Here is a 16,132-nt window from a genome sequence, read left to right as displayed (position 1 = left end):
CTCATGGGGCGCCGACGGTTCAGGTGACATCGTCGTGTTGCCCGGCGGTGACCGACGGCTCCGGTATCGCGGTGGGCCGATCGATGACCGATGCTTCGTCGTCGGGGATCTCCGTCTGGGCTTCGCGTTTGGCCTTGCGCTTGTCGTGGAGGCGGGCGATCTGGATGGCGAACTCGAGGAGGACGGACAGCGCCAAGCCGAGTGCGGTCATCGAAAACGGATCGGAGCCTGGTGTGAATACCGCCGCGAACACGAACATCGCGAAGATCAGGCCGCGCCGCCACGACTTGAGCCGCTGGTAGGTCAGCAGGCCGACCGTGTTGAGCATGACGATCAGCAGCGGGAATTCGAAGCTGACGCCGAACACCACCAGCAGATTGATCAGGAACCCGAAATAGCGGTCACCGGACAGGGCGGTCACCTGCACGTCGCTGCCGACCGTCAGCAAAAAGCCCAGGGCCTTGGACAGCACGAAGTAGGCCAGCGCCGCACCCGCGCCGAACAGCACCACGGCCGGGACCACGAACGCGATCGCGAAGCGGCGCTCCTTCTGATAGAGGCCGGGGGTGATGAACGCCCACAGCTGGTAGAACCAGACCGGGCAGGCCAGTACCACCCCGGCGGTCAGTCCCACCTTGAGCCGCAGCATGAACTGGTCGAACGGCGCGGTGGCCAGCAGCCGGCATTGCCCGTTGGCGCTGATGTCCGCGCGCGCCGACTGCGGCAGCGAACAGTAGGGATGACGCAGCCACTCGCCGAGGCTTTCCAGCCCGAAGATCGGATGCGAGTACCAGACGAACCCGAAAATCGTGGTCAGCACGATGGCCGCCAGGGAAATCAGCAGCCGCCTGCGCAGTTCGGTGAGGTGGTCGACCAGCGACATGGTCGCGTCCGGGTTGGTGCGACTGCGTCTGTTGCGTGGGTTGAGGCGCTTCAGCAGGCCAGAAGTGCGCGCTGAAACCTTGAGTGATTTCACGATGCTCGTCTAGGGCTCGGTCAGGGGCGCTCGGGCACCGCGACGATGACGGCGGCTACGCCGGGCGTGCTTCGCTGTGCCCTTGCTCGCTGGGCGCCGGAGGGTCGACCCGCTGCGACTGCACGGGCGTCGGGTTCGCCGCGGGGGCGTCGCTTTGGGTCCCCAAAGCCGAGGTCTCCGGCTTGTTCTCGCTCTGCATTTCCCGGATCTCGGACTTGAAGATCCGCATCGACTTGCCCAACGAACGCGCCGCGTCGGGGAGCTTCTTGGCACCAAACAGCAAGATCACCACGACCGCGAGGATCGCCCAGTGCCACGGACTCAGACTGCCCACTTTGATTACCTCCAGACGTTGACCCGATGCTACCGCAGCAGCGCCGCGTGGCGGTGGGCCCGCGCCGCGCCGAGGGGCCACGTTGCCTGGACTTTTATGAGCTCAGGGCGTCATACGACGCCACCGCGGCCGCCGCGGCGTCCCGCACCCGCTGTGCCAGCGACTCCGGTGCCAGCACCCGCACGGCCGGCCCCAGGCCCAGCACCAGCCGCGTCATCCAGTCCTCGGAGGCGTAGGTCATCACCGCCTCGCAGGATCCGTCGGGCAACTCGCGCACGTCGCGCATCGGGTAGTACTCGAACATCCAGGACGCCGTGGGCGCGACCCGTAGTTTGGCGAACGGCAGTGAGGGATCGCCGTCGAACAGTGAGGTGTCGGGGGGCGCGTGCAGCGCCGGCTCGGGCGGCGCTGCGGGCTCATCGAGTTCGCTGGCCTCCACGATGCGGTCGAAGCGGAACAGCCGGACCCCTTCTGCCTCCCGCGACCAGGCCTCCAGGTAGCTGTGGCCGCCGATCAGCAGCACCCGGATGGGATCGACGACCCGGCTGGTGAGGGTGTCGTGCGAGGCGGAGTAGTAGTCGATGGCCAGCGCGTGTCGCGACTGCACGGCGGCGCGCACCGCGGCGGCGGCCCGGCTTTCCGCCGGCGCGGGCTCGTCGACGGCCGTCGCAGCGGGTGCGGTGTCGTGGCCGAGGGCCCCGGCGGCGTCCTCGATCTTGGCGATCGCACTGCGCGCGGCTTCGGGGTCGACGACGCCGGGGATGTCGGCCAGCGCCCGCAGCGCCACCAGCAGGCCGGTGGCCTCCGGTGAGGTGAGCTTGAGCGGTCGGTCGATGCCGGCGGAGAACGTCACCTCGATGGTGTCCCCGGAGAACTGGAAATCGATGAGGTCGCCCGGGAAGTAGCCGGGAAGGCCGCACATCCAGAGCTGGTTGAGGTCCTCTTCGAGTTGCTTGGCCGAAACCCCGAGGTCGGCGGCGGCCTTGGCCCGGGTGACCCGCGGGTTGGCCTGGAAGTACGGGACCATGTTCAGCAGCCGGACCAGGCGGGTGGAGATGGCGGTCATGCGGACACGCCCGCATGCGCCCGCAACCGGGCCAGCACGTCGTCGCGCAGCGATTGGGGCTCGAGCACCAGGGCGTCGGCGCCGTAGCCGGCGATGTCACGGGCGAGCTGGTCGGTGGATCGGATGTCGAGCTCGATCACCTCGCCGTCGCGCTCACCCAGTCGCCGTTCGCCGACGTGCCTGCCGGCCCGGCGCAGCGCGGTGGCCCGCCCGGCGGCCACCCACACCTGGGCCAGCCCGCCGGCCGGTGTCGCTGCAACGTCGGTGACCGTCTGGGCCACGATCCGGCGCAGGTCTATGCCTTCCGGCACGGTGACCGCGCCCGCCGGGCCGATCGGCGTGACATCGGGGCCGATCCGGGAGAGCCGGAAGGTCCGGGTGGCGTCGCGGTCGCGGTCGTGGCCCACCAGATACCAGCGGCCCTTCTCGGTGACGACACCCCAGGGCTCGACGGTGCGGGTGGCGTAGGGCTCGGCCCGCGACGGCCGGTGCGGAAACTGGACCGCCCGTCGGGAATCGATGGCCGACAACAGGATTCCGAGAACATCCTCCGAGCCACGCAGGCCCGGCACTCCGACCGGCGACGCGATGGCGACCGGCGCCCCGTCATCCAGGGGGTCGACGTCGACGCCGGCGGCGCGCAGTTTGAGCAGCGCCCCCTGGGTGGCGGTGATGAGTTCGGGTGACTCCCACAGCTGGGTCGCGACGGCCACCGCGGCCGCCTCGTCCGGGGTCAGGTCGACCGGCGCGAGCGAATAGGCGTCGCGGTTGATCCGGTAGCCCTCGCATGCGTCCCACGCCGACACCCTGCCGACCTCGAGCGGGATGCCGAGGTCGCGCAGCTCGTTCTTGTCGCGCTCGAACATGCGGGAGAACGCCTCGGCGCTCGCGCTCTCCGAGTAACCCGCCACGCTCGACCTGATCTTTTCCGCCGTGATGTACCCGCGGGTGGACAGCAGGGCGATGACCAGGTTCACCAACCGTTCGACTTTTGACGTCGCCATTGGCACCAGATTATTCGATGGTCGCCGCCCGGCGCTTCCACCCGCGCACCGCGTCGCGCAACCGCGTCGGCGCGGCTACATGCTGGCGATCAGCCGCTTGACCCGCTCGTCGACCGCACGGAAGGGGTCCTTGCACAGCACGGTCCGCTGCGCCTGGTCGTTGAGCTTGAGGTGCACCCAGTCGACGGTGAAGTCACGGCCGGCGGCCTGGGCGGCGCTGATGAACTCGCCACGCAGCCGCGCCCGGGTGGTCTGCGGCGGATTGTCGACCGCCTCGGCGATGTCCTCGTCGGTGGTGACGCGGGCCGCAAGTCCCTTGCGCTGCAGCAGATCAAAGACGCCGCGCCCGCGCTTGATGTCGTGGTAGGCCAGGTCGAGCTGGGCGATCTTCGGGTCGGACAGCTCCATGCTGTAGCGGTCCTGGTAGCGCTGGAACAGCTTGCGCTTGATCACCCAGTCGATCTCGGTGTCCACCTTGGCGAAGTCCTGGCTCTCGACGGCGTCGAGCTGGCGACCCCACAGGTCGACGATCTGCTCGATCTGGGCGTTGGGTTCGCGGGTCTGCAGGTGCTCGACCGCGCGGCTGTAGTACTCGCGCTGGATGTCCAGGGCGCTGGCCTGACGCCCGCCCGCCAGCCGCACCGGCCGCCGGCCGGTGATGTCGTGGCTGACCTCGCGGATGGCGCGGATGGGGTTGTCCAGCGAGAAATCCCGGAACGGCACGCCCGCTTCGATCATCTCCAGCACCAGCGCGGCGGTGCCCACCTTGAGCATGGTGGTGGTTTCGCACATGTTGGAGTCGCCGACGATCACGTGCAGGCGCCGGTACTTCTCGGCGTCGGCGTGCGGCTCGTCGCGGGTGTTGATGATCGGCCGGCTGCGGGTGGTGGCCGACGAGACGCCCTCCCAAATGTGCTCGGCGCGTTGGGAAAGGCAGAACGTCGCCGCCTTCGGGGTCTGCAGCACCTTGCCGGCCCCGCAGATCAGCTGGCGCGTGACCAGGAACGGCAGCAGGACGTCGGAGATCCGGGAGAATTCGCCGGCCCGCACGATCAGGTAGTTCTCGTGGCACCCGTAGGAGTTGCCCGCCGAATCGGTGTTGTTCTTGAACAGGTAGATGTCGCCGCCGATGCCCTCGTCGGCGAGGCGCTGCTCGGCGTCGACGAGCAGGTCTTCGAGCACCCATTCCCCGGCGCGGTCGTGGGTGACCAGCTGCACCAGGCTGTCGCACTCGGCGGTGGCGTACTCGGGGTGGCTGCCCACGTCGAGGTAGAGGCGGGCGCCGTTACGCAGGAAGACGTTGGAGCTGCGCCCCCACGACACGACCCGCCGGAACAGGTAGCGGGCCACCTCGTCCGGGCTGAGCCGGCGATGGCCGTGGAATGTGCAGGTGACCCCGAACTCGGTCTCGATGCCCATGATTCGTCGCTGCACGTAATCGAGCGTACTGGTTGTCCGAGCATGACGGTGAGCAAGCCGCGCGTATCGATCGACGAAGTTTTGCGCGGTCCGGTTTTATGGCCGCGCCGCTCCACCTGGCGATGACGCGGCCGGGGCGCAACCCCGGGGAGATGCGAGCCTCATCGGCACCTTGAGCACCGGCAGCCACACCAGCACCACCGCGTCGGACGCTATGCCCGACGGTGGTCTAGTCGGGCGAGCCGCCGTTCGACTCCGACTCGTCGCCGTCGGAGGATCCGTTCGAATCCAGTTCGCGCAGCAAATTCTCCAGGGTGGCGCGGTTGATCCGCCGGAACGCCCGCCGCGGGCGGTTGACGTCCAAGATGGCGACCTCCAGGCTGGCCACGTCCAGGGTGGACTGGTCGCCGTTGGAGGATTCGCTGCCGGCCCGCAACGCTTTCACGGCGATGCGCGTGGCCTCGCGCAGGTTGGCGTTTTCGGCGTACGAGTCCTTGAGCGCGGTGGTGATCGGCTCGGTGGTGCCACCCATCACCACGAAATGCGGCTCGTCGGCGATCGACCCGTCATAGGTAATGCGGTACAACTCAGGCGGTTTCGACTCCCCATAGTGCGCCACCTCGGCGACGCACAATTCCACCTCGTAGGGCTTGGCCTGTTCGGTGAAGATGGTGCCCAGCGTCTGCGCGTAGACGTTGGCCAGCTGGCGGCCGGTGACGTCGCGACGGTCGTAGGCGTAGCCGCGGGTGTCGGCGAATTGGATTCCGCCGCGGCGCAAATTGTCGAATTCGTTGAACTTTCCGGCGGCGGCGAAGCCCACCCGATCGTAGAGCTCGCTGATCTTCTGCAGCGACCGCGACGGGTTCTCCGCGACGAAAAGCACCCCGCCGGCATAGACCAGGGCGACCACGCTCTTGCCCCGGGCGATGCCCTTGCGCGCGAGCTCGCTGCGCTCACGCATCGCCTGTTCGGGCGAGATGAAATACGGGAAGCTCACTTCTCACCACCATCGGGGCCGAAAGTGTCAGCGCGCGAACGACTTTGGATCACCTCACGAGCCAGCTCGGCGATGCGGCCCTCCGGCACTTCCAGCGCCCCCTCGGCGCCGATGGTGACCGCCGTGGGATAGATGCCGCGGACCAGATCCGGCCCGCCGGTCGCGGAGTCGTCGTCGGCCGCATCGTAGAGCGCCTCGATCGCGACCCGCACCGCGGAGTCGGCGTCGGTGACCTGCGAGTACAACTTCTTCATCGACGACTTGGCGAAAATCGAGCCCGAGCCCACCGACTGGTAGCCCTCCTCCTCCAGGTTCCAGCCGCCGGCGGCGTCGAACGACACGATGCGGCCGGCGCCTTCCGGATCGGGCGCGTCGATGTCGTAACCCACCAGCAGCGGCAACGCGACCAGCCCCTGCATGGCGGCGGCCAGGTTGCCGCGCACCATGATCGCCAGCCGGTTCACCTTGCCGGCGAACGTCAGCGGCACGCCTTCGAGTTTCTCGTAGTGCTCGAGTTCCACGGCGTAAAGGCGGGCGAACTCCACGGCGATGGCGGCGGTTCCGGCGATGCCGGTCGCGGTGTAGTCGTCGGTGATGTACACCTTCTTGACGTCACGACCGGCGATCATGTTGCCCTGCGTCGAGCGCCGGTCGCCGGCGAGCACCACACCGCCGGGGTACTTCAGCGCGACGATGGTAGTCCCGTGGGGCAGCTGCGCCCCGGCGCTTTCCGACTGGACGGCCCCGAAGGAGGCCGGCAGCAACTCCGGCGCCTGACGGCGCAGGAAGTCGGCGAACGAGGAAAGGTCTACAGCGGGGTTTCCCGGAAGTGCGGAGTTGATGGGTAGGCGATCAGAGAACTGCCAGGTCACTGGCCGCCCTTTTGGACGTACGCCCGCACGAAGTCCTCGGCGTTCTCCTCGAGAACGTCATCAATCTCGTCGAGCAAATCGTCAGTCTCCTCGGCCAGCTTCTCCCGGCGCTCTTGGCCCGCGGCCGTGCTGCCGGCGAAGTCGTCCTCGTCGCCGCCACCGCCACGCTTGGTCTGCTCCTGAGCCATCGCCGCCTCCTGCGTTGTCTGGGCTTGTTGAATGGCCTTTCAATTGTCCAGCCACGCCGCCCGTTGGTCTTTCCTACCCTACCGGTCAACCCCGACGTTCCCCGGCCGAACCGGCGGCTAGCTGGTGAGTTGTTCGACCAGTTCCGCCGCGCTGTGCACCGAGTCCAGCAGCGCTCCCACGTGCGCTTTGCTGCCCCGCAGCGGCTCCAGCGTGGGAATGCGGACCAGGGAATCGCCCCCCAGGTCGAAGATCACCGAGTCCCAACTGGCCGCGGCGATGTCGGCGCCGAACCGGCGAAGGCATTCACCGCGGAAGTACGCGCGGGTGTCCGTCGGCGGGCTGTCCACCGCTTCGAGCACCTGGTGCTCGGACACCAGGCGCTTCATCGAGCCCCGCGCGACCAGCCGGTTGTACAGACCCTTGTCCAGCCGGACGTCGGAGTATTGCAGGTCGACCAGGTGCAACCGCGGCGCCGACCAGCTCAGGTTCTCCCGCTGCCGGAACCCTTCGAGCAGACGCAGCTTGGCGGGCCAGTCCAGCAGCTCGGCGCATTCCATCGGATCGCGCTCGAGTTGGTCGAGCACGTGAGCCCAGGTTTCGACGATGTCGGCCGCGCGCGGATCGGGGTCGCGGCTGTCGACGAGCTTCGCCACCCGATCGAGGTAAACCCGTTGCAGCGCAAGCCCGGTCAGCTCTCGACCGTCGGCCAGAGCCACCGCGGCGCGCAGCGACGGGTCGCGGCTGATCGCGTGGACCGCGTGCACCGGCCGCGCCAGGGCCAGATCGCTCAAATCGATTCCGTGCGCCGGGCCCTCTTCGATCAAGTCCAGCACCAGCGACGTGGTGCCCAGCTTCAAATAGGTCGACGTCTCGGCGAGGTTGGCGTCGCCGATGATGACGTGCAGGCGCCGGTACCGGTCGGCGTCGGCGTGCGGCTCGTCGCGGGTGTTGATGATGCCGCGCTTGAGGGTGGTCTCCAGGCCGACCTCGACCTCGATGTAGTCCGAGCGCTGCGACAGCTGAAAGCCGGGCTCGTCGCCGGAGGGCCCGATGCCCACGCGTCCCGAGCCGGTGACCACCTGCCGCGATACCAGGAAGGGGGTCAGCCCGGCGATGATCGCCGAGAACGGCGTCTGCCGCGACATCAGATAGTTTTCGTGCGACCCGTAGGAGGCGCCCTTGCCGTCGACGTTGTTCTTGTAAAGCTGCAATTTCGCGGCCCCGGGCACGCTGGCGACGTGTCGGGCGGCGGCCTCCATCACCCGCTCGCCGGCCTTGTCCCAGATCACGGCGTCGAGCGGGTCGGTGCATTCGGGCGCGGAGTATTCGGGGTGCGCGTGGTCGACGTAGAGCCGTGCCCCGTTGGTCAGGATCATGTTGGCCGCGCCGACCTCGTCGGCGTCGACCACCGGCGGCGGGCCGGCCGAGCGGCTCAGGTCGAACCCGCGCGCGTCGCGCAGCGGCGATTCCACCTCGTAGTCCCACCGGGTCCGCTTGGCGCGCTGAATGCCCGCCGCGGCCGCATAAGCCAAGACCGCCTGCGTCGACGTGAGGATCGGGTTCGCCGTCGGGTCCGATGGCGAGGAAATGCCGTATTCGACCTCCGTCCCGATAATCCTTTGCATGCTTCAAAGACTAGGCGAGGTGCGGAATTGACCTTCTCCCGGGCGTCGGCGCCCCGGCGCCGCTGGTCATCGGTGATCGCGTTTGCTGTTGACGCCGCCGACGACGGTGATTAGCTTCACGGGATGACCGACCTATCCGGGAAGCGTTACGGCGAAGTGCTTCTCGTGACCCCCGGGGAGGCGGGACCGCAGGCCACGGTGTACAACAGCTTCCCGCTCAACGACTGTCCGGCCGAGCTGTGGTCGAAGCTCGACGCCCAGGCCATCGCCAAGGAGCACGGGGCGGCCACGGCGCTGCTCAACGGTCCGCGCTACTGGCTGATGAACGCCATCGAGAAGCAACGGCAAGGGCCGCGTATCACCAAGACCTTCGGCGGGATCGAGATGATTCAGCAGGCCACGGTCCTGTTGTCGTCGATGAACCCCGCGCCCTATACCGCCAATCAGGTCAACCGCCACACGGTCTTCGTCTTCAACCCGGGTGAAGAGGTCTACGAACTCCTCGATCCCGGCGGGCAGCGCTGGGTCATGCAGACTTGGAGCCAGGTCGCCGACCCCACCTTGTCGCGCGCCGACCTGCCCGGCTTGGCCGCCCGGCTCAACCTGCCGCACGGGTGGGCCTATCAGCCGCGCGTGCTGACCGAGGAGTTGCGGGTGGACACCCGCACCCGTTCCGCGCATGTCACGCAGGACGATCTGACGAACAGCTACTCGCTCCAGTTGGACTGACGCCGCATCACAGGCGATTTGCCATCCAACTCTGGTGCCGCACCGCCGCTTTGCGCGCGGCCTTGGCCAGTGCTCGGTCCGGCAGGTGACGGCCGAGCGCGTCGAGGACGAGCGCGGTCTCCGGCGCCGGATGACGCCAGATGTCGTCCAGCAACTGGGACGGGTCGGACAAACCGGCGAAGAGGCCGCACAGCTCCTCGGGCGATTCGAGGGTCCCCGCAAGGACGTCGACGAGCACGGCAACGTCGACAAAGCTCGCGAGCGTCTCGGCGTCGGCGCGGTCCCGCTGGATCAGCCAGAGCGCGGCGTGGCCGGCGACCGGGCTGTCCAGCAGCTGACGAACGAAGGGTTCGGCCACGTCGATGTCGAACTCGTTCAGGGCGACGAATCCCATCAGGCGGCCGGCCGCGCCCGGTGTCGCCGCGACTGCCTCGGTGAGCATCTGCACCCGCTCGGCGGCCGGACGGTCGGCCTGCCAACCCGCGATGAGCGCATTCTGGTGGGATTCCGGCACCGACAACAGGGCTTCGATCAAATCCGCGCCATCGCCATCGGCGACGTTGTCCACGCGCCGCAGCACGTATCCGGCATCATCGAGAAAATTCGGAAGTACATGGCGGCCAAGGGCGGTGAGCGCAACTGTGCCGCCGGTCCAATCACTGGGTCCGTAGGTCTGCGGCAACTCGATCCGATCGGTCCACCGCACGATCCCGGCTTCCTCGAGGACCTCGAAAATACGGCCCATGTAGCGTTGCGTGAATTCGTCGAGATGCTCCTGACGTTCCGGCACGAAAGGCGTGATTCGCTGGGCTACCACCGATTCGGCCCACTGCAGGAAAGACTCGAAAGGTAACTCGGTGGTGTCGTCGGCAAGCAACGGCGCCAGCCAGTGCACGATCCCGTCGTCGAGCACCTCGTGCAGTTCGTCAAGGAACCAGACGCGGCCGGAGTAAAGCGACTCCAGCGGTCCGACTTCGATGATCGCCGCGAAGAGCGCCCCCGCCCGCTGCACGGCGGTATGGGCGGCCCACCCCTTGACGGGAACCAAACGACGCTGATGCACGCGTACAGCGCCGGCGCCCCTGGCCAGGTCGACTATCAAATTCAGGCGCGGCAAATTCGCCGTGGACGAGGTCCGGAATGTCTTGTCGCCGATCTGCGGGTCCATGTCATCACCGGTGTCGAGGAGATCTACCAGCGCGCGGCCGTCGACCCGTTTGAGGTTTCCCTTGTCGGTCAATTGCTTGCCGCCCGCGCCAAGGTACTCGCGCAGAGACTCAAATTTCGCGAGCATCGGCGCGTCGGCCGCGGCGGCCGCCACGTCGCACGCCGGAGGCGGAACGTACACGAACGGCAACTCGTACGGCTCGGGCTCCTCTTCCACGGCGCGGCCGTACTTTTCGTCGATTTCGCCCAGCGCGGCCTGGAGCTTTTCGTCGACGTCGTCCGGGCTGAACGCATCCACCTCCGGCGTGGGATTGCGCAATTCTGCGTGCAAGGCGGGCGCGAGGTCGGCCGCCAGTTTCCTCAGCCGGGTCGCGCGTTCGACTCCGCCCACCAAGCGTCCGGTGGCCGCCATGAAGTCGACGTAGACGCCGACCGCGTTGCACAGGTAGGCGGCGCCACTGGGATGCCCTTTGAACCGGCGCGGGCACCACTGAAGCAGAAACTCCGCCACGTCGCTGGGGGCGAATTCGTCGAGAACGCCGTTGGATTCGCGATAGCGCCAATCCAAGAAAATATCGACATCGGTGACCACTCCGGCCCGTTCTTGCTCAGGCCGATCCAGCCAGCGGTCAAGCTCGTCGAGCAGCGCATCACGCGTGGCGCCGTACGCATCGTCGTCGCCGGGATCGAAATGTAGCCGCACCCGAACGACGCTAGCCGGGCGTACCGACAACCTCTAGAGGTACTGACCCAGGTTCGACTCGGTGTCGATGGCCCGCGACGCGCTCGAGCTCTTGCCGGTGACCAGCGTGCGGATGTAGACGATCCGCTCGCCCTTCTTGCCCGAAATCCGCGCCCAGTCATCGGGGTTGGTGGTGTTGGGCAGGTCCTCGTTCTCGGCGAACTCGTCGACGATCGAGTCGAGCAGATGCTGGATGCGCAGGCCCGGTTGACCGGTTTCCAGCACCGACTTGATCGCGTTCTTCTTCGCCCGGTCGACGACGTTCTGGATCATCGCCCCGGAGTTGAAGTCCTTGAAGTACATGACTTCCTTGTCACCGTTGGCGTAGGTGACCTCCAGGAACCGGTTGTCGTCGATCTCGGCGTACATCCGCTCGACGACCTTCTCGATCATCGCCTTGATGCAGGCCGTGCGGTCGCCGCCGAACTCGGCGAGGTCGTCGGCGTGCAGCGGCAGCTCCTCGGTCAGGTACTTCGAGAAGATGTCTTGCGCCGCTTCGGCATCCGGGCGCTCGATCTTGATCTTGACGTCGAGCCGGCCCGGCCGCAGGATCGCGGGGTCGATCATGTCCTCGCGGTTGGACGCGCCGATCACGATGACGTTCTCCAGGCCCTCGACGCCATCGATCTCGCTGAGCAGCTGCGGGACCACGGTCGTCTCGACGTCCGAGGACACCCCCGTGCCACGGGTGCGGAAGATCGAGTCCATCTCGTCGAAGAACACGATCACCGGGGTGCCTTCCGACGCCTTCTCGCGGGCGCGCTGAAAGATCAGCCGGATGTGGCGCTCGGTCTCGCCGACGAACTTGTTCAGCAGCTCGGGGCCCTTGATGTTGAGGAAGTACGACTTGGCCTCGCGCGCGTCGTCGCCGCGGACCTCGGCCATCTTCTTGGCCAACGAGTTCGCCACCGCCTTGGCGATCAGCGTCTTACCGCAGCCGGGCGGACCGTAGAGCAGCACACCTTTGGGCGGACGCAGCGCGTACTCCCGGTAGAGCTCCTTGTGCAGGAAGGGCAGCTCCACGGCGTCGCGGATCTGCTCGATCTGGCGGGTCAGGCCGCCGATGTCCAGGTAGCTGACGTCGGGCACCTCTTCCAGCACCAGGTCCTCGACCTCGGCCTTGGGGATGCGCTCGAACGCGTAGCCGGCCTTGGTGTCGACCAGCAGCGAGTCGCCGGGCCGCAGCTTGCGGGGCCGGGTGTCGTCGTTGAGGGCGTCGGGATGACCGTCCGGCAGGTTCTCGGCGACCAGCGGCTCGGCGAGCCAGACGATGCGTTCCTCGTCGGCGTGCCCGACCACGAGCGCCCGGTGCCCGTCGGCCAAGAGCTCACGCAGTGTGGAGATCTCGCCGACCGACTCGAAGGTGCCCGCTTCCACGACCGTCAGCGCCTCGTTGAGGCGAACGGTCTGGCCCTTACGCAGCAACGCGACTTCGATGTTCGGCGAGCACGTCAGGCGCATCTTGCGGCCGGACGTGAACACGTCGACGGTGTCGTCCTCGTGCGTGCCGAGCAGTACGCCGTAGCCGCTGGGCGGCTGCCCCAACCGGTCGACTTCCTCCCGCAACGCCAGCAGTTGCTGGCGGGCCTCTTTGAGGGTCTCCATCAACTTCGAGTTACGGGACGCGAGGGAGTCGATGCGCGCTTCGAGCTGATGCACGTCGCGGGCAGAGCGGGCGCCGCCTTGCGCACCGACCGTGTGCTCGAGCTGCTCGCGCAACATCGCCGCCTCGCGGCGTAGCTGCTCCAACTCGGCCTCGTCGCCGCTGGACATGTCTGATTCGTGGGGGGTTCCGAAAGCTTCAGAACGCTCTGAGCTACCCATCTTGCGCTCCTTTCCCACACCGAATTGGCGCGGCGGATACTTCAAAGCTACCGGCGATTGACGATTGATGTGCGTAGTCAAATACCCACGAAAAGTTAAGATTTTCGTCACGCTGGTAATCTCGGCCACTAATCGTGATGATCGAAACGGCCTCGGGAGGTGGCACAGTGACCGCAAAAAGCCTCGCCACCGGCTCGGCTCGCGTCGCAGTCACCGCCGGTGTGACTTCAGTTGCACCCATCGGCCCGACCTTAGCGACATCGCTCCCACCCGAAGCGGCCAGAGCCGTTTAGCCGGCCGACCCACTGGATGCATCGACCACTGTCCGTAGCGCTCAGCACCGCCATCGCCCTGGCGGTGGTCGGTCTTGCGGCGTGTTCGTCGAAGCACCCCGCAAGCGAGTCGTCGACCGTCTCGTCGCTGCCACCGGCCACTTCCAGCCAAGTTGCTGCGCCCGCCACGGCTCCCCTGCCACCGCCCGAAGCCCTCACCGATGTCCTGGCCCGCCTGGCCGATCCGAACGTCCCCGGCGACGCCAAGGTGAGTCTGGTGGAGGGCGCCACCCCGGAGAGCGCGGCCACGTTGGACAAGTTCACCAACGCGTTGCGGGACAACGGCTACCTGCCGATGACCTTCGCCGCGACCGACATCGCGTGGTCGGACAAGAACCCGTCCAATGTGAAGGCCAGCGTCGCCGTCCACACCGCCCAGGCCGACAACGCGAACTTCACCTTCCCGATGGAATTCGCTCCCTTCCAAGGCGGTTGGCAGCTTTCCCGGCACACCGCCGAAACGCTGTTGGCCATGGGCAAGTCGCCGGCGGCCCCGTCCTCCGGCGCCCCCGCGAGCCCACCCGAACCCGCACCGCCGCCTCCCCCGCCGGCTCCCGAACCCGGTCCGTCCCAAAACCCGCCGGGCTGACGCGCCGGATGTGGATCGGCTGGCTCGAGTTCGACGTGTTGCTGGGCGACGTTCGCTCGCTCAAGCAGAAGCGATCGGTCGTCCGTCCCGTCGTCGCCGAACTGCAGCGCAAGTTCAGCGTCTCGGCGGCCGAGACGGGTTCGCACGAGTTGTATCGACGGGCCGGCATCGGGGTCGCCCTGGTTTCGGGTGACCGCGGCCACGCGGTCGACGTGCTGGACGCGGCCGAGCGGCTGGTGGCCGCGCATCCCGAGTTCGAGCTGCTGTCGGTGCGACGCTCGCTGGTGCGCCCCGAAGATCTGGCCTAGTCGACGGCGACGCCGCGCTTGCGACCGCCACTAAGCCGACGGTGGCGACCCGCCGCGCCCGGCAACGCCGCGCTTGCGATCGCCACTAAGCCGACGATGGCGACCCGCTGCGCCCGGCAACGCCGCGCTTGCGATCGCCACTAACCGTCGCGGCCTTCGCGCTTGCGGCCCAGCGGCGCGGGCGCAACCACCCCCGGGGCGAGCCGTCGCGTGAAGATCAGGAAGGCCGTGTGCCCGCGCATCGAATGCTGCGGGCGCACCGCGAGCCCGACGACATTCCACCCGCGTTGCAACGTCTCCCACGACCGCGGCTCGGTCCAGCACTGCAGAGCCCGCAGGGCCTCGACGGCGCGCGACAGTTGGGTGACGGTGGCCACATAGATCATCAGCACACCGCCGGGGATGAGCAGCCGCGCGACCGACTCCAGCACCTCCCACGGCGCGAGCATGTCGAGCACGGCGCGATCGAAGGATCCATCAGGCAGCTCGGAGTCGGCCACATTGCTGACGATCAAATCCCAGTTGTCCGGCGCCTCGCCGCCGGCGAACACCGACACATTGCGTTGGGCGTGCTCGGCATGGTCGGCGCGCTGCTCGTAGGAGACCACCCGCCCGCCGGGCCCCACGGCGCGCAGCAGCGAACAGGTCAGCGCGCCCGAACCGGCCCCGGCCTCGAGCACCCGGGCGCCGGGGAAGATGTCGCCCTCGTGAACGATCTGTGCCGCGTCCTTCGGGTAGATCACCTGCGGGCCGCGGGGCATCGACATCACGTAGTCGATCAACAGCGGCCGCAGCACCAGGTACGCGGCGCCGTTACTGGACTTGATCACGCTGCCCTGCTCGAGCCCGATGACCGCGTCGTGCGGGATCGACCCGCGATGGGTGTGGAACTCGGCGCCCTCGGCGAGCACCATCGTGTAATGCCGGCCCTTGGCGTCGGTGAGCTGCACACGCTCGCCCACGGTGAACGGGCCGGTTACGGACACGCGGTCTAGCGTGCCAGCCGACTCGCCCGCACGGGTGCTTGGGGGTTGTCGGAGCCCGGTCATAGGCTTTCGACATGATCGTCCAGCCGGAGGCGCCGCAGTCGGTGACGGGCCCGGCGAGGCAGGTGTCCCGCCCGGCGCTGTCACCGTCGCGGGCGGCGGACTTCAAGCAATGCCCACTGCTGTACCGCTTCCGGGCCATCGACCGCCTGCCCGAGGCGCCGTCGCCGGCGCAGCTGCGCGGGTCCCTGGTTCACGCCGCCCTGCAGCAGCTTTACGAGCTCCCCGCCGCGCAGCGCGGCCCCGACACTGCCCTTTCGCTGGTGCAGCCCGCGTGGGAGCAGGTGATGGCCGCGACGCCGGAGATGACCGCGGGATTGGACCCCGCCCAGCGCTCCCAGCTGCTGGCCGAGGCCCAGGCGTTGCTTGCCGGCTACTACCGCCTCGAGGACCCGACGCGTTTCGACCCGCAATGCTGCGAAGAACGCGTGGAGGTCGAACTCGCCGACGGCACGCTGCTGCGTGGATTCATCGACCGCATCGACGTCGCCGCCACCGGCGAGCTCCGGGTGGTCGACTACAAGACCGGCAAGGCGCCGCCGGAAGCGCGGGCCCTGGCCGAGTTCAAGGCCATGTTCCAGATGAAGTTCTACGCGGTGGCCCTGCTGCGTTCTCGCGGCGTGCCGCCCACCCGGCTGCGGCTGATCTACCTGGCCGACGGCCAGGTCCTGGACTATTCGCCGGATCACGACGAGCTGCTGCGCTTCGAGAAGACCCTGATCGCGATCTGGCGCGCCATCCAATCCGCCGGTCAGACGGGCGATTTCCGTCCCACCCAGTCGCGATTGTGCGACTGGTGCCCCCACCAGCAGCACTGCCCCCTTTTCGGTGGGACACCGCCGCCCTACCCGGGCTGGCCGGAATCGTTTGACGCGCAAAGCGATTCGCGCTCGAGCGAGCCGGCGGCGTAGCG

17 protein-coding genes are annotated in these 16,132 nt (G+C 67.8%); 5 read left to right on the top strand and 12 right to left on the bottom strand.

The window, feature by feature from the left end; translation table 11 throughout:
• Window positions 1-19: 19 nt before the first annotated feature.
• The 9 genes from tatC to dop form a co-directional block, all read right to left on the bottom strand.
• Window positions 20-976, bottom strand: a complete 957-nt coding sequence (tatC, locus tag K883_RS19795; protein WP_008256322.1) for a twin-arginine translocase subunit TatC — start codon at window positions 974-976, stop codon at window positions 20-22.
• A 55-nt stretch (window positions 977-1,031) separates the two neighbouring features.
• Window positions 1,032-1,310 (bottom strand): Sec-independent protein translocase subunit TatA, encoded by a 279-nt coding sequence (tatA, locus tag K883_RS19790; protein WP_008256319.1) that lies wholly within the window; start codon window positions 1,308-1,310, stop codon window positions 1,032-1,034.
• A 94-nt stretch (window positions 1,311-1,404) separates the two neighbouring features.
• The gene (locus K883_RS19785) at window positions 1,405-2,376 is read right to left on the bottom strand and encodes a helix-turn-helix transcriptional regulator (RefSeq protein WP_008256317.1); all 972 of its coding nucleotides are present in this window, start codon (window positions 2,374-2,376) and stop codon (window positions 1,405-1,407) included.
• Window positions 2,373-3,380: a helix-turn-helix transcriptional regulator gene (locus tag K883_RS19780; RefSeq protein ID WP_008256316.1), complete on the bottom strand. Its 1,008-nt coding sequence runs from the start codon at window positions 3,378-3,380 to the stop codon at window positions 2,373-2,375. Before K883_RS19780 ends, K883_RS19785 begins: the two co-directional genes overlap by 4 nt.
• 75 nt (window positions 3,381-3,455) lie before the next feature.
• Window positions 3,456-4,814, bottom strand: coding sequence for a Pup--protein ligase (pafA, locus tag K883_RS19775; RefSeq protein WP_008256314.1), 1,359 nt, complete (start codon window positions 4,812-4,814; stop codon window positions 3,456-3,458).
• A 214-nt stretch (window positions 4,815-5,028) separates the two neighbouring features.
• Window positions 5,029-5,796, bottom strand: a complete 768-nt coding sequence (gene prcA / locus K883_RS19770) for a proteasome subunit alpha (RefSeq protein WP_008256312.1) — start codon at window positions 5,794-5,796, stop codon at window positions 5,029-5,031.
• The gene (gene prcB / locus K883_RS19765) at window positions 5,793-6,668 is read right to left on the bottom strand and encodes a proteasome subunit beta (RefSeq protein WP_008256310.1); all 876 of its coding nucleotides are present in this window, start codon (window positions 6,666-6,668) and stop codon (window positions 5,793-5,795) included. The genes prcA and prcB overlap by 4 nt, the downstream gene beginning before the upstream one ends.
• Window positions 6,665-6,856: a ubiquitin-like protein Pup gene (locus K883_RS19760; RefSeq protein WP_008256309.1), complete on the bottom strand. Its 192-nt coding sequence runs from the start codon at window positions 6,854-6,856 to the stop codon at window positions 6,665-6,667. The genes prcB and K883_RS19760 overlap by 4 nt, the downstream gene beginning before the upstream one ends.
• Before the next feature lie 117 nt (window positions 6,857-6,973).
• The gene (gene dop, locus K883_RS19755; protein ID WP_008256308.1) at window positions 6,974-8,482 is read right to left on the bottom strand and encodes a pup deamidase/depupylase; all 1,509 of its coding nucleotides are present in this window, start codon (window positions 8,480-8,482) and stop codon (window positions 6,974-6,976) included.
• Window positions 8,483-8,605: 123 nt separating this feature from the next.
• Between dop and K883_RS19750 the strand changes: the two genes are divergently transcribed.
• Window positions 8,606-9,211 carry a hypothetical protein gene (locus K883_RS19750; RefSeq protein ID WP_008256307.1) on the top strand — a complete coding sequence of 202 codons (606 nt, stop codon included), beginning with the start codon at window positions 8,606-8,608 and terminating at the stop codon, window positions 9,209-9,211.
• Window positions 9,212-9,218: 7 nt separating this feature from the next.
• On the opposite strand, the gene K883_RS19745 is transcribed toward K883_RS19750, so the two are convergent.
• Entirely contained in the window at window positions 9,219-10,790 is a 1,572-nt protein-coding gene (locus tag K883_RS19745) for a hypothetical protein (protein WP_231504865.1), read from the bottom strand.
• Between the two features lie 51 nt (window positions 10,791-10,841).
• Here K883_RS19745 and K883_RS28385 point away from each other — a divergent pair, with 51 nt between their 5' ends.
• Window positions 10,842-11,075, top strand: coding sequence for a hypothetical protein (locus tag K883_RS28385; protein ID WP_231504864.1), 234 nt, complete (start codon window positions 10,842-10,844; stop codon window positions 11,073-11,075).
• 39 nt (window positions 11,076-11,114) lie between these two features.
• Here K883_RS28385 and arc read toward each other — a convergent pair whose 3' ends face one another.
• Window positions 11,115-12,944, bottom strand: a complete 1,830-nt coding sequence (gene arc / locus K883_RS19740; protein WP_008256304.1) for a proteasome ATPase — start codon at window positions 12,942-12,944, stop codon at window positions 11,115-11,117.
• 309 nt (window positions 12,945-13,253) lie between these two features.
• On the opposite strand from arc, the gene K883_RS19735 reads away from it, so the two are divergent.
• Together K883_RS19735 and K883_RS19730 are read left to right on the top strand one after the other, a co-directional pair.
• Complete coding sequence (locus K883_RS19735) at window positions 13,254-13,865, top strand: lipoprotein LppK (protein WP_014711541.1); 612 nt, start codon at window positions 13,254-13,256, stop codon at window positions 13,863-13,865.
• 8 nt (window positions 13,866-13,873) lie between these two features.
• Window positions 13,874-14,173, top strand: a complete 300-nt coding sequence (locus tag K883_RS19730) for a DUF503 domain-containing protein (RefSeq protein ID WP_008256301.1) — start codon at window positions 13,874-13,876, stop codon at window positions 14,171-14,173.
• Window positions 14,174-14,313: 140 nt separating this feature from the next.
• Here the strand turns inward: K883_RS19730 and trmI are convergent, their stop codons facing one another.
• Complete coding sequence (trmI, locus tag K883_RS19725; protein ID WP_014711540.1) at window positions 14,314-15,159, bottom strand: tRNA (adenine(58)-N(1))-methyltransferase TrmI; 846 nt, start codon at window positions 15,157-15,159, stop codon at window positions 14,314-14,316.
• A gap of 74 nt (window positions 15,160-15,233) precedes the next feature.
• On the opposite strand from trmI, the gene K883_RS19720 reads away from it, so the two are divergent.
• Window positions 15,234-16,130: a RecB family exonuclease gene (locus tag K883_RS19720; protein ID WP_014711539.1), complete on the top strand. Its 897-nt coding sequence runs from the start codon at window positions 15,234-15,236 to the stop codon at window positions 16,128-16,130.
• Window positions 16,131-16,132 lie beyond the last annotated feature (2 nt).

Source organism: Mycobacterium sp. TKK-01-0059, from assembly GCF_000709305.1.
GTDB lineage: Bacteria > Actinomycetota > Actinomycetes > Mycobacteriales > Mycobacteriaceae > Mycobacterium > Mycobacterium intracellulare.
This window is presented reverse-complemented; position numbering and strand designations above follow the sequence as displayed.